The following is a 22,878-nucleotide window of genomic DNA, read 5'->3' on the forward strand; positions in this document are numbered from 1 at the left end:
TTGTATTAAGAGGAACTAGCTAGTTATTTAGTTTCTTTATTTTTCCATGCTCTAAAATATTTTACATGGTATTCTCCATCTAATCTAGTATTATCTGGTAGGGCACCAAACCATTTGTTAGATTCACAATTAAAATTTATTTCTAAAGGTTGATGCCAATGGGTGTTTTTAGCCTCTCTAAACAAGATACCATCAATATAAAAACGAATATATTCTTTGTTCCATTCTAATCCCCAAACATGATAATCTGCTTGTAGTTCTTCTGGAAAATAGTATTTTTTTGTTCTAGAGAAGTGTTTCGTTATGTTTCCTTTATTCTTAGGAGTTTTAAAAACATGAATATTAGAGTTTAAATCATTTCTATTATATTCTAACCCTGGAGCATTTTCACAAATATCAATCTCTGTCCACCAATCTTTACCCACATTAGTCATCCAAAATCCAGAAACCCAAGGAGCATCCATAAGTTTCAATTCTGCTTCAAAATAACCATATAGTACTTTTTCTTTACTTTTTATAAAGCCTGTAGTATGTGTAAAATCTTTAGGTAATTTTTCGTTCTTATGTTGGTTCACTCTAATAACTAATTCACCCTTTTCTAAACTAACATTGGATCCATGAAAATAAGTAGGTGGTCTTCCTTTCCATTTAGGGTTATTAGGGTACCAGCGTTTTGTATTCAGCGTATTTTCAGAAAACTCATCAGATAAATTTTTCTGTAATTTCCATTTATTAGTATTTTTTTGATCAGATAATGGATACTCTGCAGTTATGCGTTCTTTCCTATTTTCTATTAAAACAGAATCTACATAATTCTTTGGAGGAATGGTTAAATCCTGTCCTAATGAAACTGTTATTGTAAATAAAAATATTAAAGTTAAATAGCGCATTATAAATATAATTTGTGTGCTACCAAAAATAACTTAGTAGTTATAAAAGAGAATATTCAAATGTACTTTTAAAGGCACCAAATGTTCTAAACAATACTCTTTTTATTTCCCTCAAAAATAGAATTAAATTTAAAGGGAGGATTTTTAATGAACGTTATTTTTTTATTAGTAAAAGGATGCATAAACTCTAAAGAATAGGCATGTAAATACAAGCCTTTCCCTTTTAATTTTAAGTTTTTTAGAAAGTAGGTAGGATCTCCTAATATAGGATTTCCTATGCTAAGAAAGTGTTTTCTAAGTTGGTGTTTTCTTCCAGTTTCAGGGGTTAGTTCTACCCAATTTAAATACTGGAATCTATTAGAAATAACAGTTTTAATTATTTGGTATTTTGAGGTAGCTTTTTTGCCATCAATAGGTTCTGTAATTGAGCCAGAATCTTTCATTTTTCCAATAGTAACTGCTATATAGGTTTTGGTTATTTCTTTATTTTCAAATAACTTATTTAAAGCAATAATACTAGCACTTGTTTTGCCTATTACTAGTAAACCCGTAGTAGGGTAATCTAATCTATGAACAGGTTTTGGAGCAACGGCATCGGGTAAATTACTTTTAGTTATGTTTTGTTCTAAAGCATTTACAATAGTTTTAAAAGAATTACCGCTAACAAGAATACCAGGAGGCTTATTAATTATAGCTAAATAATTATCCTCAAAAACCACTTCTAAAGAGAGAACAATTTTCTTATGTTTTTTGGTATTTTTGTCTTCTAATAACGTTATTATTTCTGTACCATATATAAAGGTTGCAGTTGTTGCTATCTCTCCATTTACAAGAACTAAATTTTTTTTAATGCTCTTTTTTAATGCCGATTTTGTAGCAATAGTTTTAAAAATACCAACACCGTATTCCTGTAATCGTAAAGGCTTGCCTAAAATTTTTGCCGTATGTGATTCTAGAATATGTAAAGAAGGCATGATTTAAAATCTGAACCCAACAGATAATCCTGCTCGGAACATAAATGTATTCTGAAAGTCTTCTGGATTTATATTTCTTCCTAAACCTCCACTAAGTTCTACTGTAAATTTATCACTTCTGGTAGCCCATTTATAACCGCCTCCCAGGCCTAGTGCTGTGGTACTATAATCTTTGTTTCTAACACCAAGTGTACTTGCAGCATCTTCTACTTCATCTTCACCGGTATAGTATAAACCAAAAGCTTCTGCAAATACACCGCTTTTAGGATTATAGCCAAAATAAGCTCTAACATTTGCTCCTAAACCAAAGTTTCCATTATAATCATCGCTATCACTATCAAAATACATGGTAGCACCAATACTAGTGTCTTCATTTATATAATATTCATACGAAATTTCGGCACTGGAAGTAATTAAGAATTGACCAATGTTGAATTTTATTTCATGAATATTGTCAGAATTAGAATAAGCTTGGGCCATTAAAAAGTTAGAAGATAGTATAAAGATTGCTATGGCAATTATTTTTTTCATCTGATTGTATTTAATATAAAAAATTAGTGTTTTGTAAAAATAAAATGCAAAAATAGGCTATTAAAATTTTATAAATAGACTTATGGTCTTTCCTATTTTGTTACTTTTATGGACAGAAAATATATAAATGAAGATAGTTTCCTATAACGTAAACGGCATAAGAGCTGCATTAAAAAAAGGTTTTATAGATTGGCTACAGGCTGTAGACCCCGATGTAATATGCTTGCAAGAAATAAAAGCGAATAAAGAACAGTTAGACTTAGATGTTTTTACGGAAGCAGGATATTCTTATAATTATTGGTTTAGCGCACAGAAAAAAGGATATAGTGGTGTTGCTGTTTTAGCTAAGAAAGAACCAGATCATATAGAGTATGGTACTGGAATAGACTATATGGATTTTGAAGGTAGAAACTTGCGTGTAGACTACGGAGATGTTTCTATAATGAGCATGTATTTGCCTTCTGGCACTAATATGGATAGGTTAGAGTTTAAGTTAAAATATATGGAAGACTTTCAGACCTATGCAAATGAATTAAAAAAATCTCGCCCTAATTTAATTGTTTTAGGAGATTATAATATATGTCATGAAGCAATAGATATTCATGATCCTGTTAGAAATAAAAATGTATCTGGATTTTTACCTGTAGAAAGAGAATGGATAGGAAATTTTATGAAAAGTGGTTTTATAGATAGTTTTAGGCATTTTAATAAAGAACCGCATAATTATTCTTGGTGGAGCTATCGTGCAAATGCTAGGAATAACAATAAAGGATGGCGTTTAGACTATGCTATGGTAAGTTCTTCCTTAGAAGAGAGATTAAAAAGAGCTTTAATTTTATCTGAAGCCAAACATAGTGATCACTGTCCTATTTTAGTTGAAATTAGTAAATAGGTAATTATTTAATAGATATTAAAAAGGGTCGCAATTTGCGACCCTTTTAGTTTACTATTTACCTGTAAATTGTAACATGACCAACAAATTCGCGATCATCATTTTCGCCATTAAGTTTAATAACGTACCAATAATCTCCCGAAGGTAAATCTACATTGTCGTAGGAGCCATCCCAATTACCTTGTTTTACAAAGTATTTAACCTGTCTACCATATCTATCATAGATTGCTCCCCAAAGATTTGGGAAACCTTCTACATTTTTAATTACCCATGTATCATTAAATCCATCGCCATCAGGGGTAAAGAAATTTGGAATTTCAATGTCTATAAATTCTAAAGGAATTTCTAAACTGGCTTCACAACTTTTACTATCTATTACTTTAGCAGTGTATACATCGGTATGGTTAATATACATTGTACCATCACTACTAACTTCATCATCAAAATAATAGGTGTAAATACCGTCTCCACCAGTTGCTTCTACAATTATTTCATTAATACCGGCAGGTTTGCTAGTTAAAACTAATTGTTGTTGCGCTTCAATAGAAAAGTTTTTAACTTCAATACACCCTGTACCTAAATGAACAATACTTATAGTATGATTACCAGAAGATATATCTGTAAAGATAGCTTCTGCTTGCGCATTTGCAACATCTGGATTATTTGGGTTAGCATCATCTAAATCGAACACAATTTCTGAGGTATCCAGGTTTTCATCATCAAATAATATAGATGCGCCATAAATAGGTTGTCCATTACTACACTCATTACTTGTTTCTACTGTTGCAGAAAGGTTAGAACCCACTTTTACTTCCTGTACCAGTACAAAATCACAATCATTAGCATCTTCAAGATAAATTTCATAGAATCCACCATCAAGGTTATCTAAGGTTAAAGTAGAACCACTTATGGTAGTAAAACTATCTGTAGGGCTAGTAAGGTTATATTTGTATGGAGCAGTTCCGCCTGTTATTTCTACCTCAATAAGACCATTATCATCACTAGAACAAACTTCATCTTCTACTCTTGTTACATTTGCTAATAGAGCGCTATTAGGAGCTTCTATAGTAATGTTATTTACCGTAACTTGGCAACCATTAGCATCTTGTACTATTACACTATAAGTGCCACCGGGTAATCTATCAAAAGTATTATTGTTTACTGCTTTTTTAGGGTTAGAAGATATTATATATTGGTACGGTCCATTACCGCCGCTGGCAGTAATTTCAATAGTTCCGTTATCTTCACCAAAGCACATAACATTTGTGCTGTTTCCTAAATTTGCGGTTAGTAATGGTGGTTGGTTTATTGTAATTTCTTCTGAGTATTTCTCACAATCTGCACCACTTGTAGCAACTATTCTATACACACCTTGCCCTAAGTTTTCAAAAATCCCAGAGTCTTGAGGGGCTCCTTGTAGTGTGCCATTAACCTCTAATTGGTATTGGTAACCACCTAGGCCATCTGTTGCTTCTGCTACTAAAACAGCATCCATTTCTCCATTACAGTTAATAATAGTATTGTCACTATTTACAGTAATATCTAATGGTTCTACTTTATTAATAGTACGTATTACAGATATAGGAGATACGCAATGTTTTGTTGGGTCACTATCACGAGCTAAAAACTCGTAAGTCCCTGGAGGTAGTGTATATGCTTGTTTTGTATCCCAAGCTGTAATTGCTGTTGTAGGAGCAATAATTTTATATTCGTAACTACCACTACCACCAACAGCAGAAACCGTTATTTGTCCTTGAGAAATACAACCGGGTTCTATTGTTACGGTACCATCTATTTGTATTTCTACAGGATCTATAATGTTTATAATTCCAGTAGTAGTATCACAGCCAGAACCATCTTGTACAGTTACTGTATAGTCACCTTCAAATAAATTAGAAAAAGTACTACTAGTTTGTGGTAAACCGCTAACTCCTGTTGTTACATTAGTTAAAATGTATTGGAAATTGGTATGCCCATTGCCAAACTCTCTAGTAGCAATTATAGTAATTTCTCCGTCATTTATTTTTGTACAAGAAGGGTTAGTTGTTGTTATTGAAGCTGGGTTAGCTGGGTCTACTATTATTGGGTCTATTGGATCAATAGTAATTGTTTTTGTAACATTGCTGCACCCATTAGCATCTCTAATAGTTAATTCATAATTAATGCCAGAACTTAAATCGCTAAATACATTATTAACATCAAAAGGTTGTAATGTTGTACCAGAATCTGCATTTACTAATTCAAATTCATACGTGCCCCAACCACCTTGAGGTGTTGCTGTAATTTGAGCATCGGAACCAGGAGAACAAGTTAACTCATGTGTTGTCGCATAGGTAAAATCTAAAGGCTCTGCCGGACTTTGTATTGATATGAATTCTGATTTTACATGGCAACCAGTGTCATTATCTGTAGCTCTAACTACAAATGTACCAGCTGGCAGTAAATTATAAGAAATTGGCGTTGTAGCTGTACTATTAGCCACAGAATATATAGGGGTAGAAGTATTACTTACATTATAAATGTCATAGCTAAATCCACTACCAAATCCTGAAACTTCAAAAGATAATTCTCCGTTAGATTCTCCATGACAAGTAATGTCATCTACTTTTGAAGCACTTATTTCTATGGTGTTGAAAGGAGCTATATTAACTTGAACATTAGTGAAACAACCAGTATCATTGTCCGTAACTAAGAACGAATATGTATTTGGTTGCCCTCTTTCAATGGTAACAGTTGTTCCGGATATAGTTACATAAGGAGAGGCACTTGGTTGTTCTACAATACTAAAATTGGTGAAACTTGGGGGAATGTTAATCTCATATACACCATCAACCACGCAGTTCATTGCTGTTGTTGTTGTTGTTGTTATTGTTGCAGAAATTTTAGTTGCAGCAGAAACTGTTACAGTTGTAATAGGGTCTATTTTACACCCATTAGCATCTATAACATCTAAAATAACATTTTGCGATGTAGACTTATAAGGAACTTCAAAAGAGATTGCAGTACCTGCAATAGAGCTAAAACTATTACTATTATAGCTATATTTATATGGGGCTATACCTCCTGAAACAGTTGCATCTATGGTAGCCATTCCTAGCTTATTATCTGTAGTACACGCAAAAGAAGATACTGTTGGCATAGTTAAAGTTACAGGAGCTGTTGGACCACCTACAGTTATTCCTGTTAAATTTTGGACACAATTTTTAGAGGAACGAATATCTACATCATAAGAACCAGCTGCCAGTCCTTCAAATAAGTTTGAAGTTTGGTAGGTTGTTCCACTATCAATACTATACTCATAGGATACATCTAAATTATCTACACCGTCTATTTGTTTGATGATTATTTTTCCATCCAAACTTCCAAAACAAGTTACAGGTACAGTGGTATCTACTTCAAATTGTGGATCTACAGGCATTATTAATTCTAATGCAGGAGAATCTTGAGTGCCACAAGTATTATCTAAATCATTTACGGTATAAACATAATTTACATTTGGCTCTAATCTTGTAAATATTCCTGTAGTATTTGTCTCTTCCCCAGGGGCATAAGAAGCTGGTATAGGAAAAATAGTATATTCAAAATTTCCAGACCCACCATAAGCAGAAGCTAACATTTCTCCGTTATCTAAACCAGAGATATCACAATCTACAGTTTTAGTAATTTTAGATTTAGCCACTAGTTGTGGATAAATATGAATGTTTTGGATATCGGAACACCCATTTTCATCACGTACAACTAGAGTGTGATTACCAGGGCCTAAAGTTTTTGTGGCTGTAGTAGTAACTTCCCCATCCCAAATATACACAGGGTCTGTATTTGTAGGGTTAGTACCAGGTTGCGTTAGTGTAGCAACTACATTATATGTTTCGCTTCCACTTAATGGTGCACATCTGTCTGTTACATCTATAGTATCTATAATTGGTTCTGGGTCTTGCGTAAACGTAATAGGATCTGCTAACGCTTTTACACAACCGCCACCATCACGAACATAAGCACGGTATATATTGTTTACACCATCATAAGCTGTAGGCACAACATTAGTCCAGAGAGGATTAGGCCCAAAATCTGCATCTGTTGGCGTTTGGCTATCTAACACTAAGGCATACTCATATTCATGCCAGTTTTGGTATAACTTATTTCTAATATTAAAATACTTTTCATTATCCCAACCGCCAATAGCAGATATTGCTACTTGGCCACCAATATTACAGGTAGGTTGTACAACTTGTTCTTCTTTTATTTGTAATTTAGTTTTTGGTCTATAGATCAAAAAACGTTCTCCTACGGAACAACCATTAACATCTTCTACTTCTACTACATACCATGCAACTCTTAAATCCTCTGGAACAATAAAGGTTATTGGGTTAACACCATCACTCGTAACTACATGACCATTACCATAAAAGTTTCCATATTGATAGCTTGCATGTTTTGGGTTACTTGCATTATAAATTTTGTAGGTAATTGGGCCTGCTGCTGCACCATTTATAGTAAGTTGTAGTTTACCATCTTTGGCATTAGTACAAGTTTCACTTTGTGGAACTGCATCTACAGAGATTCCAGGAGATGGAGGGTTAACCATGCCTAATGATCTCCAACGAATACAACCTGTTGCTTTATCTCTAATAATTATTGAGTAATTTACACCAAATAATAATTTTCCATAAAGCGCACTATTTGTAAATTTATAATCTCGCTCATTATTAGGGTCTGCTGCATTGTATGCAGGATTTTCTATATCATCAAAAGGTCTCCAATCATTTGTAATATCATCTTCAATACCATCACCATCAGAATCAATCATGTCATAAGGCCAGATTCTAGCTTCGAAAGGTCCTACTAAAGTTGGATCATCGTTAATTTTAAAATCAAATGTAGCACCGTTGGCACAAATAGGAGGGTCTTCTTTACCCACTACGGTCCCATTTGGAAAAGTAGGAGCAGTTACTGTTTCAACAGGAGATTCCCATAAACATCCTTTCTCATCTTCCACACGTACAACAAAATGATTTGCCCAATATAATCTAATATCAAAACCAGGATTGTTTCCGTATAAAGTAGGTTTTGAGGCATTTAAGTAATTTGAATTTGTGGATAAATCAATGTCTTCATATCTTCTATAAACCCATGTACGTGTTTCGTCTCCAGCTTCATATTTAGTTTTGTCATGCACTCTTATTAATGAAATGTTTACTAATCCAGTAGCATTAGTAATATTCTTTACTTTCATATTACCCCATACATTACCACCTTTAGCAGGGTCGCACTGAACATCGGTTTTTTCGTATTCAGCAATAATAGGGTCTTCAGAATGAACAAGAACTTCAATATCTTCCTTGGTACAGCCTAAATCATCTTTAATTGCAAAATAATAGTTAGTAGCATCTAAATTTGGAAAAATTGCTTGATCTCCATATACTGGAGGGTTAGTACCAGAAAATGGGGTGTCACTAAAAGCATATTGGTATGGAGGTGTTCCACCATTTGCCATTAGTCTTACAGATCCTGTTCCGTCTTTTCCACAAGTGGTAGGGGAAACATTATTGCTAGAATCTAAAGGCGGAGAGCTTTTAATATCTACCGCTTCTGTAGTAAAACTACAACCTTTAGTATCGGTTACTGTAAATGTATACAAACCTTCGGCAGAAGCATTATACGGCATAGTAACTGGAGTAGGGTCTCCATTTACAGTATACGTATACGGAGGATAACCTTCTTCTGGAGTAACATTTATAATAGCGTCTGGAGTAGCACCACAACCTAATGGTTTGGTTATTTGAGCAAGGGCAAATAATTGTCCGCTTATTTTTGTGTCTGCAACTACAGTTTCGCAACCATTTCCACCGATTACTTTTATAATATAATCTTCAGGAGTTAAGTTACTTAATGTAAATGTGCCGCCAGTAATTGGCATTGGAGTACCATTGTTTTGGGTATAAAAATATGGGGCTTCACCTCCAGAAACGTCTATTTTAAGAACACCTCTGTTTACATTATCGTAACAATAATGTGTTGGTGATCCGGTAGAAATATCTACTTCAGAAACAGGGCCACCTTTATCCTCTAAATCAAAAGTTTGTGTGTCTACTACACAACCATTAATATCTTTTAAAATAATAGTATACGTACCTACTTGTGTTAATCCAGTAATGGTTTTATTACTTTGTGCTGTTGTGGTTGTGTTATTTGGTTGTAGTACAGCATAATTATAATTACCCCACCCACCAGAAGCTTCTATAGTAACAGATCCAGGAGAACCACAATTCATATGAGATACACTAAATGAATCTAAATTTAAAGCAGATGTAGGGGCTTCTATTATTTGCGTTTCTATATATTCACAAGGCCCGGAAGCATCTTTAATTTTTATTGTATAAGTGTCTGCTTGTAAACCAGAAATAATAATAGGAGATGTTGTAGCTCCAGTTATTCCTAAACCAGTATCTACTCCAGAACTATTTTCAACAACAACATCAAAAGAAGTATTAAAATTAGTAATATCTACTTCAATTTCTCCATCGGCTGTTCCGGCAGCAAAACAGGTTACTTGCTTTTTAACAGTGGTATTTGCTGTAAATTTTATAGGTTCTGAGACCGTATAATTTCTGACTATTTTACAACCATTATCATCTACTTCAAAAGTATAGGTTCCAGGAGCTAATGCTGTAAAAGTATCTCCAGGACTAGTTATATTAGACGGTGAAGTAATTTGGTATGTATAGGGTCCTGTACCATTTTCTACACTAATTTGTATATCTGTTGCTCCAGTAGTACAATCTATATCACTTGTTAAAAATGTAAGATTTGTAGGGTTAGATCCTCCATTTATGGTTTGATCTACTGTTGTAGTACAACCATTAGCATCTTTTACTGTAATGGTATAAGTTCCCGCTCCTAAGCCTGTAATTGTAGCACTTGGCTGAAAATCTACACCATTAGTACTATACTCAAAAGGAGAGGTTCCGCCAGCGGTAACTAAAGCCTCTATAGTAGCAGAGCCATTAGTACAATTTATTTGTTGTGTAACAGTGGCGGATGCTGTAAAAGCTGTACTAGGATTTACAGTAACAGCGTTAGCTGTAACATTACAAGAACCACCTGCTTTTTCTTTTTTTATAGTTACAGTATAAGATCCACTAGCCAAGTTACTAAATACATTAGAGGTTTGGAAGGTGGTACCATCTATACTATACGAGGTGGAGTACCCTTGACTGTTAGTTATAGCTACAGTTACACTACCATCATCTGCACCATTACAGGTAATATCTTTTGGGGTAACTGTGTATGTTATTTCTGGCTCATTAATAACACTAACAGAATTTGCAGTTACTTCACAACCACTTGTGTCTCTAACTTTAATTATAAAAGAACCTGCAGTGGGTATAGCAATATCCGTTTTATTACCAGAAGTAAAAGGCAAAAAAGCACCATTATCTACACTATATTCATAAGGGGCTGTACCTCCTGTAGGGGCAAGCGTAATAATACCATCTGTACAATCTATATTCTTAGTAACTATTGGGTTTGGTTGTATTTGCTCAAAAGAAGGTAAAACACTTGTTGCGTTCCAAGAACAGCTAGACATATTAGATAGTTTAACTGTAATATCATAAGAACCAGCATTTAGGTCTGTAAATGTGTACGTATTAGAAGTAATAGGGCCAGAAGAATTTATTAAACTACCGCCTTGGCTAATTTCATAAATGTAATTAGAAGAAGCATCGGTTAAATCTATTTTAATTCCGCCTTTGGCTGTATTACAAGTAATAGGTAAAATTGTTGGTGTTGCATTAAAACTATTGTTATTTACAGCAATGTTGTCTAAGCTAAAAAGACAACCATCTGCATTATTTTTATTTCTAATTTTAACATCATACGTACTTACACTAGTAATAGTAAAAACGTTAGAGTCTTGCCACGTTGCACCGTTATTAATACTATATTCATAGCTACTAGGTACGTTAGTTATCGTTATTTTTCCAGGATTAGCACAATCTATATTAGAAACAATAGAGCTAGGTGCTAAACCATTTGCATATATATTAAAATAAAAACGCTCTGAAGTATTATCTGTATATCTTACAAAAATTCTAAATTCTCCACTTTCAGAGACATTATATTGTGTGTTGGTAGAAACTTGATTCCAAGTACAACTTGTAGATGTATTTGGACAATCTGTTTTTGAAATAGCACAACTAGTACTTTGTAGTTTAGACCAAATAATTTGGCTTATGTTAGGAGCGTTTATTGTTAAAGTTCTTTCTGCATCTGCCCCACAAAGATAAAGTTCATGTAATTCACTATTATCATCAGAACAGAAAACTACATTATCAGAAACTCCAGTAAGCGGATGGGTTCCTGAATAAATTTCAAAATTTTCATTAGTTGATAAGTTGTCATTTTTTGGATTAAAGACTGTTGGTAAAACATATCCAAATAAAGAAGACGCTACTAGGATTAGTATTAGTAGGGTTAATGTCTTTTTATGACCTAAGACATTTTTAAAGATGTTCATAAGTAGGTTTTTTAGCTGTTTGGTTAGCAATTTCACCTAGTTTTTGGGGGCTATTTAGTGAAATAAGCAATTAAATAACGTTCTAAATACCATTTTAGTATAGATAATGTGTTATGTAATTTATCGATAAGGGCAATTATCCATTGCCCTTCCATAGACTAGTAATTAGATTTATTTTTTAATGCTAGGCACCTAGTTTATAATTATTAAATTTGCCACTTTAATATTTTTATGCATATGAAATACACCAAACTTCCACATACAGAAATAGAAGTAAGTAAAATTTGTTTAGGAACCATGACTTGGGGTAATCAAAACTCAGAAAAAGAGGGTTTTGACCAAATGAATTATGCATTAGAACAAGGGGTTAATTTTTTTGACACCGCAGAACTTTACCCTGTTCCTGCTCATATAGATAGATATGCTCATACCGAAAAAATTATAGGAAATTGGTTTAAAGAAACTGGAAATAGAGATAAAGTTATTCTTGGTAGTAAGATTGCAGGAAATGGCGATTATACAAAATTTATACGTTCTACTGGTTTTTCTAAAGACGCTATAATTGAAGCTGTTGAAGGAAGTTTAACTCGCTTACAAACAGATTATTTAGACCTGTACCAACTACATTGGCCAGAAAGAACAACCAATTATTTTGGAAAGAGAGAATATGTGCCAGATGTTACAGACCATTGGCAAGATAATATTCATCAAGTTTTAGAAACTCTTAGAGATTTAGTACAAGAAGGTAAAATAAGACAAATAGGTATTTCTAATGAAACACCATGGGGTACTATGCGTTTTTTAGAGGAAAGTAAGGTGCATGCAAGTTTACCTAGAGCTATAACAATTCAAAATCCATATAGTTTATTAAATAGACAGTTTGAGATTGGTAATTCTGAAATATCTTTACGAGAAAAAATAGGGCTTTTGGCTTATTCTCCCTTAGGTTTTGGGGTTTTGAGTGGTAAGTATTTGGGAAATAAAAAACCCGAAGGAGCTAGAATAACATTGTTCCCAAATTACAATAGATACCTTGGCGAAACAGCAGTAGCTGCAACTGAAATGTATAGCAATTTGGCACAAGAGCATAATATGTCTTTAGCACAAATGGCTTTGGCGTTTGTAAATTCTAGACCTTTTTTAACTAGTAATATTATTGGAGCAACAAATTTAGAACAGTTACAAGAAAATATTAATAGTATAGATATAGATTTAAGCGATGAAATTCTGGAAGGAATTAACGCTATACATAGTAAAATTCCTAATCCTGCACCATAAATATAATTAGATGATGATATTAAAAGTAGGTATTTGGCAGGTAGTAGTTATTATAGCGGTAATAATTATATTGTTAACAATATCAAGAATTTTTAGGAGTAAAAATTAACCAAATAAGCCACCTACCACGTCTTCTATTTTTGTAACTAATACAATATTTATGGAGGCTTTTTTAATAGTTATTTTATTGTTTTTGGAAACATAAATGGTATTAAATCCTAGTTTTTCTGCCTCTAAAATACGTTGGTCTACTCTTTGTACAGGTCTTATTTCTCCTGCTAAACCAACTTCGGCTGCAAAACAAACACCTTTTTCTAGAGGAATATCCTCGTTACTAGATAATATAGCGGCAATGACAGCTAAATCTATTGCGGGATCATCTACCGAAATTCCTCCTGTTACATTAAGAAAAACATCTTTAGCAGCTAATTTAAATCCAGCTCTTTTTTCTAAAACAGCTAATAACATGTTTAATCTTTTAGCATTATAGCCTGTTGCAGAGCGTTGAGGTGTGCCATAAACAGCAGTACTCACCAATGCTTGTATTTCTATCATTAAAGGGCGCATTCCTTCTACTGTAGAAGCTATTGCAGTACCACTTAGATCTTCATCTGTTTTAGAGATAAGTATTTCAGAAGGATTATTTACTTCTCGTAAGCCGCTACCTTGCATTTCATAAATTCCTAATTCTGCAGTTGAACCAAAACGGTTTTTTAAAGACCTTAAAATTCGATATACATAATTACGGTCTCCTTCAAATTGTAAAACTGTGTCTACCATATGTTCTAAAATTTTAGGCCCTGCAATAGAACCATCTTTAGTAATATGACCAATAAGAATTACGGGAGTGTTTGTTTCTTTGGCAAATTTTATTAATTCAGTTGTACATTCCCTAATTTGTGAAATACTACCTGCGGCAGACTCTATATAATCGGAATGAAGTGTTTGTATAGAGTCTATGACTACAATGTCTGGTGTGGTTGCTTCTATTTGCTTAAATATATTTTGTGTCTTTGTTTCTGTTAGTATAAAACAAGTTTCACTATTTGGATGAATGCGATCTGCTCGCATTTTTATTTGTTTTTGACTTTCTTCTCCAGAAACGTATAGTGTTTTGTAAGGAAGTTTTAGAGCTATTTGTAAGAGTAACGTGCTTTTACCCACACCAGGTTCTCCTCCAAGTAATATTAAAGCTCCAGGAACTAAACCACCACCCAGAACACGATTAAATTCTAAATCATAAGTATTTAGTCTTAGCTCTTTTTCTGTGCTAATTTCATTTACTCGTAATGGTGTGGCAACCTTTTTTACAGTACTACTAGGGGTTTTCCAATCTTTTTTATCTTCTTTTTGTATTACTTCTTCTACAACAGTATTCCACTCTTTACAAGAAGTACATTGCCCTATCCATTTTGCGTATTGAGCGCCACAATTTTGACAAAAATATGCAGTTTTTGTTTTAGCCATTACCTAAATTCGTGTTTGGTCTAAAGGTAGGGTAAAGTTTAAAAGATATAAAATTATAAAACTAGAAAAGCTACTTAAAACTATTAGAATTAAGTAGCTTTTTTATAAAATATTTTTATTTTCTAGTATCCGAAGTCTGCTTTTAAAGCATCAATTTTTTCTAAAGCCATTTCTTTGGTTAAAAAATCTATTTCTTCCATGCCAAAAGCTTTTTCAAAAGTTCGTAGTGCTTTTTTTGGCTCTCCCATTTGTTCGTAGTATTCAGCTTCAAAATAAAAACCTAGCATGGTGCTTGGAAATTCTTTTTTGCATAAATCTGACAATGGTTTTAAGGATTCAAATTCTTCTTTCTTACGAGAAGCAGCATAAATAGCCATAATGTCATTAAGGTTAACGCTTTTTTGAAGTCCAAATAAATCTTCGATCCCTTTGTATTTGTTTTCTAGATAATCAAAAACAGGTTCTTCGGATGTTAGTATTTGCGTTTTATACTCCTTTGGGCTAATAGGCTTAAACATTCCAAAAATGTTGTCAAAGGCTTTTCCTAATCCATAGGTAGCAATAGAAATATGATCAGCAGTTTTATAAGAATCAAAATAATAATGTAAAGATTCTTTATCTATTGCTTTAAGTGCTTTGTCTAATGCTAAAATTTTAGACGTGTTTTTGCTTTTTTCATCTTCTACAATTATTTGATAAAATATTTGTTGATTTATAGCGCCTAACCTTGTTGGTATTCTAGACTCCATTTCTGGAGCTAATGTTGGTGAGATTGTGATATATGCATTAAATAAAGATTTTTCTTTAAAAAGATAGAAATTTCCAAAATTTGCGGTTATATCATAGCCAACAATCATTTTAAATGGAGCTATACTATAGCTAGTTTCTAAATATGGTATAAGTTCCATTCCTAAGAATTCAAAGAATTTTTTGCCTCTTTCTGTTGGTAAACCATTTTCTTCATCAAAAGAACAATCATCAAATCTTATGCTGTTTTCACTCTGGTTTATACCTACTATAATGCTTTGCGGCATCCCATGAAAATTGCTATAGAATTTAGAATTAGCAACTACTTGGTCAAATAAATATTCGGCATCTAAAACTACGATAAGAGGGTATTTTTTTTCTACATCATAATCTTCTGGAAAATAGTATTGAACATCACGTCTTTCTTGAAGTTTAAAAGACTCAAAAATTTCTTGTTTTACTTGAGCATTAGCTCCAAAACACAGGAATAGTGCGCAAATTGCAAAAATTTGTTTCATTAGTATGGTTTTAATACTTAAAAAAGAAGTACTTATTTTCGATTTAATAACGGTAATACAAGAAAAGATATTGCCCCAAAAACTACAATCATAGCAGTTTGTGAAATCCACATAATCCATCCAAAAGCATTCCCAGAAACTTCGCTAATACCGTACAAAGCTAAAGCTTGACTAATAGCAATAGGATAGATTCCAATACCGCCATTGGTTGCTGCCATAGCAAATGTTCCTGCAACAAATGCCACCATTAGCTGGCTTATAGTTAGACTTTCTGTTCCTGGAACTGCATATTTTATTACCCATAGCATGGCTACGTAACAAAACCAAATAAATAGAGTGTGGAGTACAAAAGCCCATTTATTTTTCATTTTAAAAATGCTTAAAACCCCGTCTAAAAGACCAGAAATAAAGCTTTTTATTTTTAAGGCAAATGCGTTTGTAGATTTTTTAATAAAGAATATGAAGAATAATAACCCTACAACACCAAGACCAATTAAAAGGAAAATAGAATTAAGATTAACCCCTTTTTTTTGAATAAAACCTAAGATAACATCGGTTTGTAAAAAGAGGGTTATGGTAACAAAAAGTAATAACATTAGAACATCTATTACTCTTTCGGTAACAATAGTTCCAAAACCTTTTTCAAAAGGGACATCTTCATACGTAGTAAGCGCTGTTGCCCTTAAAAATTCCCCAGTTCTTGGAACTCCTAGATTTGCAAAATAGGCCATAAGAACTATAAGAAGGTTATTACTAATTTTGGGTTTGTAGCCTAGGGGTTCTATTAAATAATTCCAACGTATTGCTCTAGAAAAATGGCTAAGAATTCCAAAAAGTATAGACACGCTAACCCAAAACAAATTAGCTTCTTTTATATAATATAGTATTTGTTTTCTGTTTTCTATAGACGTTGAGTTATAAGAGTACCAAACTAAAAAAACTCCCAAGGCAATTGGGAGTATAGTTTTTAATATTTTTTTAATGTTGATATTCAAAATTTACTTTAACAAATTGTTTTCTTCATTAGGAAAAACAAGAGAAGGATTAAATGTTTTTGCTTCCTCAATATCCATTCTTGCGTAAGTTATTAATATTAAAATATCATCAACGGCAACTTTTCTAGACGCAGCACCGTTTAGAGTAATTTCGCCACTGTTACGAGGTCCAGGAATAGCATACGTTTCTAAACGTTCGCCATTATTGTTATTTACAATTTGTACTTTTTCGCCTCTAACAATATTGGCAGCATCCATTAAATCTTCATCAATGGTTATGCTTCCTATATAATTTAAATCTGCACCAGTTACTTTAACACGGTGGATTTTGGATTTTACTACTTCTATTTGCATACTACAAAATTAGTTAATTAAGTGCAATATTGTCTATAAGTCTAACATTCTCAGTATAAACAGCAATAAATGCACGGTATTTTTTGCCTTTTTGTTTTCTCTTAATTGGTTTTAAAGTATCTATATCCGAAATTTCTATATACTCTAGTTCAAATGTATTATTTTCAAGAAAAGTCTTTGTTACCCAATCTTTAACTTTAGATGCACTTTTCGTGCCAAATTTTTCTTTGGCAGTTTTTAAGGTTTCGTATATAAAAGAGGCTTCATTTCTTGTTTTTGTAGAAAGTCTTTCATTTCTAGAGCTCATTGCCAAACCATGTGGCTCTCTTACAATAGGGCAGCCAATAATAGTAACTAGTATATCTTGTATTTGAGTTAGTTTTTTAATAATTTGTAATTGCTGAAAATCTTTTTCTCCAAAATAAGCATTATCTGGTTTAATTAAATTTAAAAGCAATTCTACAATTGTACCAACACCGTTAAAATGATCGTCTCTAAATTCGCCTTCCATTACCCTGTCTAAGCCCTGAAAATCATACTTTTTAGTAACAATATTATTCTTGTAAACTTCTTCTACAGATGGTGCGAAAACAGTTATTTGGTTAGATAATGAGCTTAATAGTGCAATATCTTTTTCTAGAGTATTGGGGTATTTTTCTAAATCTTCTTTATTATTAAACTGTGTTGGATTTACAAAAATACTAACCATGACAGATTGGTTTTCTCTTATAGCTTTTTCTACTAAAGATAAGTGCCCTTTATGTAAAGCACCCATTGTAGGAACTAATCCTAAACTCTCTTTTTTATGAAGAGAATTTAGAAAGGTATTTAACTGCAAATTAGTTGTAATTACCAACATATAATTTATTTAAAAGCTAGCAAACTTACTATAAATACCTGTAATCTCTATAATTTTTGTAATTTTGCATTTGCGTTCGCAAAAAAAATTTAAAAATATTTTCTTATATGAATGGTAAAAAGGTATTGTTTGTATCTTCTGAGTTAGTCCCTTATCTTCCTCAAAATGAAGTTTCGTTAATGTCCTATGAAACTCCAAAAATGGTAAATAGTAATGGAGGGCAAATTAGAATTTTTATGCCTAGGTATGGAAATATAAACGAAAGAAGACACCAGCTACATGAAGTAATTCGTCTTTCTGGGATGAATTTAGTGATTAATGACATGGATATGCCTTTAATTATAAAAGTAGCATCTATCCCAAAAGAACGTATTCAAGTTTATTTTATAGATAACGAAGAATATTTTAAAAGAAAAGCCACCTTTACAGATAAAGAAGGTAATCTTTTTTCTGATAATGACCAGCGTGCTATTTTCTTTGCAAAAGGAGTTGTAGAAACGGTTAAAAAATTAAATTGGACACCTGATATTATTCATGTACACGGCTGGATGGCATCTTTATTACCATTGTACTTAAAAAAGTATTACGCAGATGAACCTTTATTTGCTGATAGTAAAATAGTTACCTCTGTTTACGGAAAAGGTTATGAAGGAGAGTTAGATTCTGAAATGGTTTCTAAAATTGCTTTTGATGGTATTTCAGAAGAAAGTATTACTCCATTGAAGGAGCCAGACTATAATAATTTGTTAAAAGTTGCAGTAGATTATTCAGATGCTGTTATTTTAGCAGCGGAAGAAATTCCAGAAGATTTACAAAGCCACATATCCAACCTAGAAAAACCAGTGTTGCCTTTTGTTCCTCTTCAAGAATTTGAAGAAGCATATGCTAATTTTTATAACACAGAAGTTTTAAAATAATCTAAATGAAATTACTGAATAGATTACAGTTTCCTGCACTAGCGGGGGCTATGTTTATTTTAATAGTATTGTCTTCTTGTGAAGAAGATTTAACAACTATAGGTGGAGATGTTGTTGGCGAAACTCCATTTACAACAGATAAAGAAGTTTATGATGTGTTTGCATATAATAATAATATAAATGCAGTACAGACTAATAAATTATCCGTGTATCAGTTAGGAGTTTTTAACGACCCTATTTATGGGAAAACTGAAGCTCAAATAACTTCTCAAATACAATTATCTGCAGCAAACCCTTCTTTTGGTATATATAGCCAGTCTACAGAAGATGAATCAGATACAGATGATGTTGTTGCAACTATAGAAGAAAATGAAACTACAAAAGAGGTTTATTTATACCTTCCTTATTTAACAAAGGCTTCTTCCGAAGATACTGATGGGGATGGTGTTATTGATGCTTATGACAATGATATAGATGCGGATAACGATAATGATAATGATGGTAGAACCAATAATGAAGAAAGAACAGCAGGTACAGATCCATTAGACCCAAGTAGTGTAGATGCAGATTTGGATGGTATAAATGATGTAGACCCTAAGGAAGAAATAATAGCAAATAACTTTGCTGTTAGAGTAGAGTTAGATAGTATTTACGGAGATAGAGAAACTTCTTTTAATGTAAGCGTAAAAAGATCTACTTTCTTTTTAAGAGATTTTGATGCAGATGCAAATTTTACAGAAGCAGAAGAGTACTATTCTACGCAAGAATTTTCTCCTGCATTTACAGCTGAAGAATTGGCAAATGAAGAAGAGACTGTTAGTGAGTATCAAATATTAATTCCAAAAGTTGATGATACTAGTACTACAGATGTAGATGAATCTAAACAAAATACAAAATTAGCTCCAGGGATACGTATCCCTTTAGATACTGCATTTTTTCAGAATAATATCTTAGATAAAGAAGGTAGTACAGAGCTTATAAGTCAGGCAAACTTCAAGGAATACATTAGAGGATTACATATATCATTAACATCAAATGGAAATGATATTATGCCACTCCTAAATTTATCACAGGCAAATATTACAATGACTTATACGTATAATTCTGTAAATACAAATAGTACTACAGATACTTCTGATGATGAAATTGAAATAAAAGAAAAGGATTTTGTTTTTTCATTTGTTGGAACAGATTTTTCTGGTAATGCAGTAAATACATTTATAAATGAAAATTATCCTCCAGAAGTTTTAGATGCCTTAAATGCTCCAGAGCAAGATGCCGAAAAAATATATCTAAAAGGTGGGGCAGGAGCATATGCTAAAATTAAATTGTTTAATGAGGAAAATACAACTGAATTAATTAAGGAAATAAAAGAAAATAATTGGATTATAAATGAAGCTAATTTAGTTTTTTATGTAGACCAAACGGCTTCAGGTATTAATAGTAATATTAAACCTCCAAGGTTATATTTATTTAATACAGATGGTAATACTGGTATTTATAATATAGCAACAGAAAATTCTCTTGATAATACTGCTTTTGGATTGTATTTAAATTATGATGGCTTTTTAGAAGAATCAGATTCTGGGGATAAATACACTGTTCGTATTACAGATTATATTAATAGTATTATTGATGAAAATGAGAATCCAACATTAGGATTAATGATAACTCCAAATGTTGGAATATCTAGAGCATTAAATGCTCAAGTAAACGGAGAGTCAATAGAATTACCAATAGCACCTACAATTTCGCCTTTAGGAACTGTATTGTATGGTAGTAATGTATCTTCTGAGAATAGTGACAAGAAATTACAACTAGAAATTTTTTACACAAAAACTAATTAAATAAGTATCCGGTATATTACATTTTAATTTTAAGACGTTATAGTTCTTGTATTACGTATTTATTGCATCTTAAAGGAATTATAAGTTATATATCTAATTTCTCTATTTTTATATTAATACTTAATATAGATTTGCACCAAACAAATAAGATACAACCTTAACTAATAAAAAAATATGTGCGGAATTGTAGGGTATATAGGCCATAGAGATGCCTTCCCAATTGTTATTAAAGGATTACAAAGATTAGAGTATAGAGGTTACGATAGTGCAGGGATTGCTCTTTTTGATGGTAACTCTATAAATCTTTCTAAGACAAAGGGAAAAGTAGAAGACCTTAAAAAGAAGTCAAAAGAAATATCTGTAGCTGGTACTTTAGGTATTGGTCATACACGTTGGGCAACACATGGTGTTCCTAATGATGTTAATTCCCACCCGCATTATTCTAATTCAGGAGATTTAGTAATAATTCATAATGGAATAATCGAGAATTACGAGTCTATTAAACAGGCTTTGATAAATAGAGGGTACACTTTTAAATCTGATACAGATACAGAGGTTTTAATTAATTTAATTGAAGAGGTTCAAAAGACCGAAGGGGTTAAATTAGGAAAAGCTGTGCAAATTGCACTAAACCAAGTGGTAGGAGCGTATGCTATAGCTGTTTTTGATAAGAAAAAACCAGACGAAATTGTTGTTGCTAAATTAGGGAGTCCTTTAGCTATTGGTGTTGGGGAAGATGAATTTTTTATAGCATCAGACGCTTCTCCATTTATAGAATTTACAAATAACGCTGTTTATTTAGAAGATGAAGAAATGGCTATTGTACGATTAGGTAAAGAAATTAAGCTTCGTAAAATAAAGAACGATGCAGTTGCATATCCAAATATTTTGGAATTGCAAATGAATTTAGAAGAGATTGAAAAAGGTGGTTATGATCACTTTATGTTAAAAGAAATTTACGAACAGCCAAGAGCTATTATGGATACCTATCGAGGTCGATTATTAGCTGATCAAGGTATAATACGTATGGCTGGTATTGATCAAAATATTGAAAAATTTGTAAATGCTAATAGGATTATTATTGTTGCCTGTGGTACCTCATGGCATGCAGGTCTTGTAGCGGAATATATTTTCGAAGATTTAGCACGTATTCCTGTAGAAGTAGAATACGCTTCAGAATTTAGGTACAGGAACCCTGTAATAACAGATAAAGATGTTTTAATTGCAATTTCTCAGTCTGGAGAAACTGCAGATACCTTAGCTGCAATTAAATTAGCTAAGGAAAAAGGAGCATTTGTTTTTGGTGTTTGTAACGTGGTTGGTTCTTCTATAGCTAGAGAATCTGATGCAGGGGCATATACCCATGCTGGTCCAGAGATTGGAGTTGCCTCTACAAAAGCATTTACTACACAAATAACAGTGTTAACTTTAATTGCCTTAAAATTGGCAAAAGAAAAAGGAGAGTTTTCTGGTTCTAAGTTCCATGAATATTTAACAGAGTTAGAAACAATCCCTGCAAAAGTGGAAAAGGCTTTAAAATCTAACGATTTAGTAGAAACCGTTGCAGAGGTTTATAAAGATTCTACAAACTGTTTATATTTAGGTAGAGGTTATAATTTCCCGGTAGCATTAGAAGGGGCATTAAAACTAAAAGAAATTAGCTACATACACGCAGAAGGATATCCCGCTGCAGAAATGAAACACGGACCTATTGCTTTAATAGATGAGCAAATGCCTGTTTTTGTAATTGCAACTAAAAAGGGGCATTATGAAAAAGTAGTAAGTAACATACAGGAAATAAAATCTAGAAAAGGAAAAATAATTGCTATAGTTACAGAAGGAGATGAGCAGGTAAAAGAACTTGCAGATCATGTAATTGAAATTCCTGAAACTTTAGAAAGTTTAACACCTTTGTTAACTACTATTCCTTTGCAACTACTATCCTATCATATAGCAGTAATGAGAAACTGTAATGTAGATCAGCCAAGAAACTTAGCAAAGTCAGTTACAGTAGAGTAATATTCAACATATAAATAAATTGAAAGGGATTACAACATTTGTTGTAATCCCTTTTTTTTGCGAAAAATTGAA

Annotated in this window: 14 protein-coding genes; 5 read left to right on the forward strand and 9 right to left on the reverse strand. The window is 32.5% G+C overall.

What is annotated here, in order from left to right:
• Window positions 1–23: 23 nt before the first annotated feature.
• The 3 genes from CLV91_RS05470 to CLV91_RS05480 all read right to left on the reverse strand — a co-directional run bounded on the left by CLV91_RS05470 (window position 24) and on the right by CLV91_RS05480 (window position 2,395).
• Window positions 24–890 (reverse strand): family 16 glycosylhydrolase, encoded by an 867-nt coding sequence (locus CLV91_RS05470; RefSeq protein ID WP_121064747.1) that lies wholly within the window; start codon window positions 888–890, stop codon window positions 24–26.
• A gap of 86 nt (window positions 891–976) precedes the next feature.
• The gene (locus tag CLV91_RS05475; protein WP_121064749.1) at window positions 977–1,864 is read right to left on the reverse strand and encodes an RluA family pseudouridine synthase; all 888 of its coding nucleotides are present in this window, start codon (window positions 1,862–1,864) and stop codon (window positions 977–979) included.
• Between the two features lie 3 nt (window positions 1,865–1,867).
• Complete coding sequence (locus tag CLV91_RS05480) at window positions 1,868–2,395, reverse strand: hypothetical protein (RefSeq protein WP_121064751.1); 528 nt, start codon at window positions 2,393–2,395, stop codon at window positions 1,868–1,870.
• A gap of 127 nt (window positions 2,396–2,522) precedes the next feature.
• Here CLV91_RS05480 and CLV91_RS05485 point away from each other — a divergent pair, with 127 nt between their 5' ends.
• The gene (locus CLV91_RS05485) at window positions 2,523–3,287 is read left to right on the forward strand and encodes an exodeoxyribonuclease III (RefSeq protein ID WP_121064753.1); all 765 of its coding nucleotides are present in this window, start codon (window positions 2,523–2,525) and stop codon (window positions 3,285–3,287) included.
• 58 nt (window positions 3,288–3,345) lie between these two features.
• On the opposite strand, the gene CLV91_RS05490 is transcribed toward CLV91_RS05485, so the two are convergent.
• Entirely contained in the window at window positions 3,346–11,805 is an 8,460-nt protein-coding gene (locus tag CLV91_RS05490; RefSeq protein ID WP_121064755.1) for a T9SS type B sorting domain-containing protein, read from the reverse strand.
• 237 nt (window positions 11,806–12,042) lie between these two features.
• Between CLV91_RS05490 and CLV91_RS05495 the strand changes: the two genes are divergently transcribed.
• Window positions 12,043–13,083 carry an aldo/keto reductase gene (locus tag CLV91_RS05495; RefSeq protein ID WP_121064757.1) on the forward strand — a complete coding sequence of 347 codons (1,041 nt, stop codon included), beginning with the start codon at window positions 12,043–12,045 and terminating at the stop codon, window positions 13,081–13,083.
• 105 nt (window positions 13,084–13,188) lie between these two features.
• Here the strand turns inward: CLV91_RS05495 and radA are convergent, their stop codons facing one another.
• The 5 genes from radA to panC all read right to left on the reverse strand — a co-directional run bounded on the left by radA (window position 13,189) and on the right by panC (window position 18,023).
• Entirely contained in the window at window positions 13,189–14,550 is a 1,362-nt protein-coding gene (gene radA, locus CLV91_RS05500; protein WP_121064758.1) for a DNA repair protein RadA, read from the reverse strand.
• Window positions 14,551–14,672: 122 nt separating this feature from the next.
• A complete protein-coding gene (locus tag CLV91_RS05505; protein ID WP_121064760.1) occupies window positions 14,673–15,815 on the reverse strand; it encodes an alpha/beta hydrolase in 1,143 nt (380 codons plus the stop codon).
• Window positions 15,816–15,847: 32 nt separating this feature from the next.
• Window positions 15,848–16,810 carry a lysylphosphatidylglycerol synthase transmembrane domain-containing protein gene (locus CLV91_RS05510; protein WP_121064762.1) on the reverse strand — a complete coding sequence of 321 codons (963 nt, stop codon included), beginning with the start codon at window positions 16,808–16,810 and terminating at the stop codon, window positions 15,848–15,850.
• A gap of 3 nt (window positions 16,811–16,813) precedes the next feature.
• Complete coding sequence (panD, locus tag CLV91_RS05515) at window positions 16,814–17,164, reverse strand: aspartate 1-decarboxylase (RefSeq protein WP_121064764.1); 351 nt, start codon at window positions 17,162–17,164, stop codon at window positions 16,814–16,816.
• 13 nt (window positions 17,165–17,177) lie between these two features.
• Window positions 17,178–18,023: a pantoate--beta-alanine ligase gene (gene panC, locus CLV91_RS05520; RefSeq protein ID WP_121064766.1), complete on the reverse strand. Its 846-nt coding sequence runs from the start codon at window positions 18,021–18,023 to the stop codon at window positions 17,178–17,180.
• A gap of 107 nt (window positions 18,024–18,130) precedes the next feature.
• Between panC and CLV91_RS05525 the strand changes: the two genes are divergently transcribed.
• The 3 genes from CLV91_RS05525 (at window position 18,131) to glmS (ending at window position 22,806) form a co-directional block, all read left to right on the forward strand.
• On the forward strand, window positions 18,131–18,940 hold the full coding sequence (locus CLV91_RS05525) for a glycogen/starch synthase (RefSeq protein ID WP_121064768.1): 810 nt from the start codon (window positions 18,131–18,133) through the stop codon (window positions 18,938–18,940).
• Between the two features lie 5 nt (window positions 18,941–18,945).
• Window positions 18,946–20,787, forward strand: coding sequence for a DUF4270 domain-containing protein (locus CLV91_RS05530; RefSeq protein WP_121064770.1), 1,842 nt, complete (start codon window positions 18,946–18,948; stop codon window positions 20,785–20,787).
• Window positions 20,788–20,961: 174 nt separating this feature from the next.
• Complete coding sequence (gene glmS / locus CLV91_RS05535; protein WP_121064772.1) at window positions 20,962–22,806, forward strand: glutamine--fructose-6-phosphate transaminase (isomerizing); 1,845 nt, start codon at window positions 20,962–20,964, stop codon at window positions 22,804–22,806.
• Window positions 22,807–22,878 lie beyond the last annotated feature (72 nt).

This window comes from Maribacter vaceletii (assembly GCF_003634105.1).
Lineage (GTDB): Bacteria > Bacteroidota > Bacteroidia > Flavobacteriales > Flavobacteriaceae > Maribacter_B > Maribacter_B vaceletii.

What these genes read in the sequence shown, in the direction of transcription:
- CLV91_RS05470 (WP_121064747.1), bottom strand. Translation starts at nt 890, where the DNA reads ATGCGCTATTTAACTTTAATATTTTTATTTACAATAACAGTTTCATTA.
- CLV91_RS05475 (WP_121064749.1), bottom strand. Translation starts at nt 1,864, where the DNA reads ATGCCTTCTTTACATATTCTAGAATCACATACGGCAAAAATTTTAGGC.
- CLV91_RS05480 (WP_121064751.1), bottom strand. Translation starts at nt 2,395, where the DNA reads ATGAAAAAAATAATTGCCATAGCAATCTTTATACTATCTTCTAACTTT.
- CLV91_RS05485 (WP_121064753.1), top strand. Translation starts at nt 2,523, where the DNA reads ATGAAGATAGTTTCCTATAACGTAAACGGCATAAGAGCTGCATTAAAA.
- CLV91_RS05490 (WP_121064755.1), bottom strand. Translation starts at nt 11,805, where the DNA reads ATGAACATCTTTAAAAATGTCTTAGGTCATAAAAAGACATTAACCCTA.
- CLV91_RS05495 (WP_121064757.1), top strand. Translation starts at nt 12,043, where the DNA reads ATGAAATACACCAAACTTCCACATACAGAAATAGAAGTAAGTAAAATT.
- radA (WP_121064758.1), bottom strand. Translation starts at nt 14,550, where the DNA reads ATGGCTAAAACAAAAACTGCATATTTTTGTCAAAATTGTGGCGCTCAA.
- CLV91_RS05505 (WP_121064760.1), bottom strand. Translation starts at nt 15,815, where the DNA reads ATGAAACAAATTTTTGCAATTTGCGCACTATTCCTGTGTTTTGGAGCT.
- panD (WP_121064764.1), bottom strand. Translation starts at nt 17,164, where the DNA reads ATGCAAATAGAAGTAGTAAAATCCAAAATCCACCGTGTTAAAGTAACT.
- panC (WP_121064766.1), bottom strand. Translation starts at nt 18,023, where the DNA reads ATGTTGGTAATTACAACTAATTTGCAGTTAAATACCTTTCTAAATTCT.
- CLV91_RS05525 (WP_121064768.1), top strand. Translation starts at nt 18,131, where the DNA reads ATGAATGGTAAAAAGGTATTGTTTGTATCTTCTGAGTTAGTCCCTTAT.
- CLV91_RS05530 (WP_121064770.1), top strand. Translation starts at nt 18,946, where the DNA reads ATGAAATTACTGAATAGATTACAGTTTCCTGCACTAGCGGGGGCTATG.
- glmS (WP_121064772.1), top strand. Translation starts at nt 20,962, where the DNA reads ATGTGCGGAATTGTAGGGTATATAGGCCATAGAGATGCCTTCCCAATT.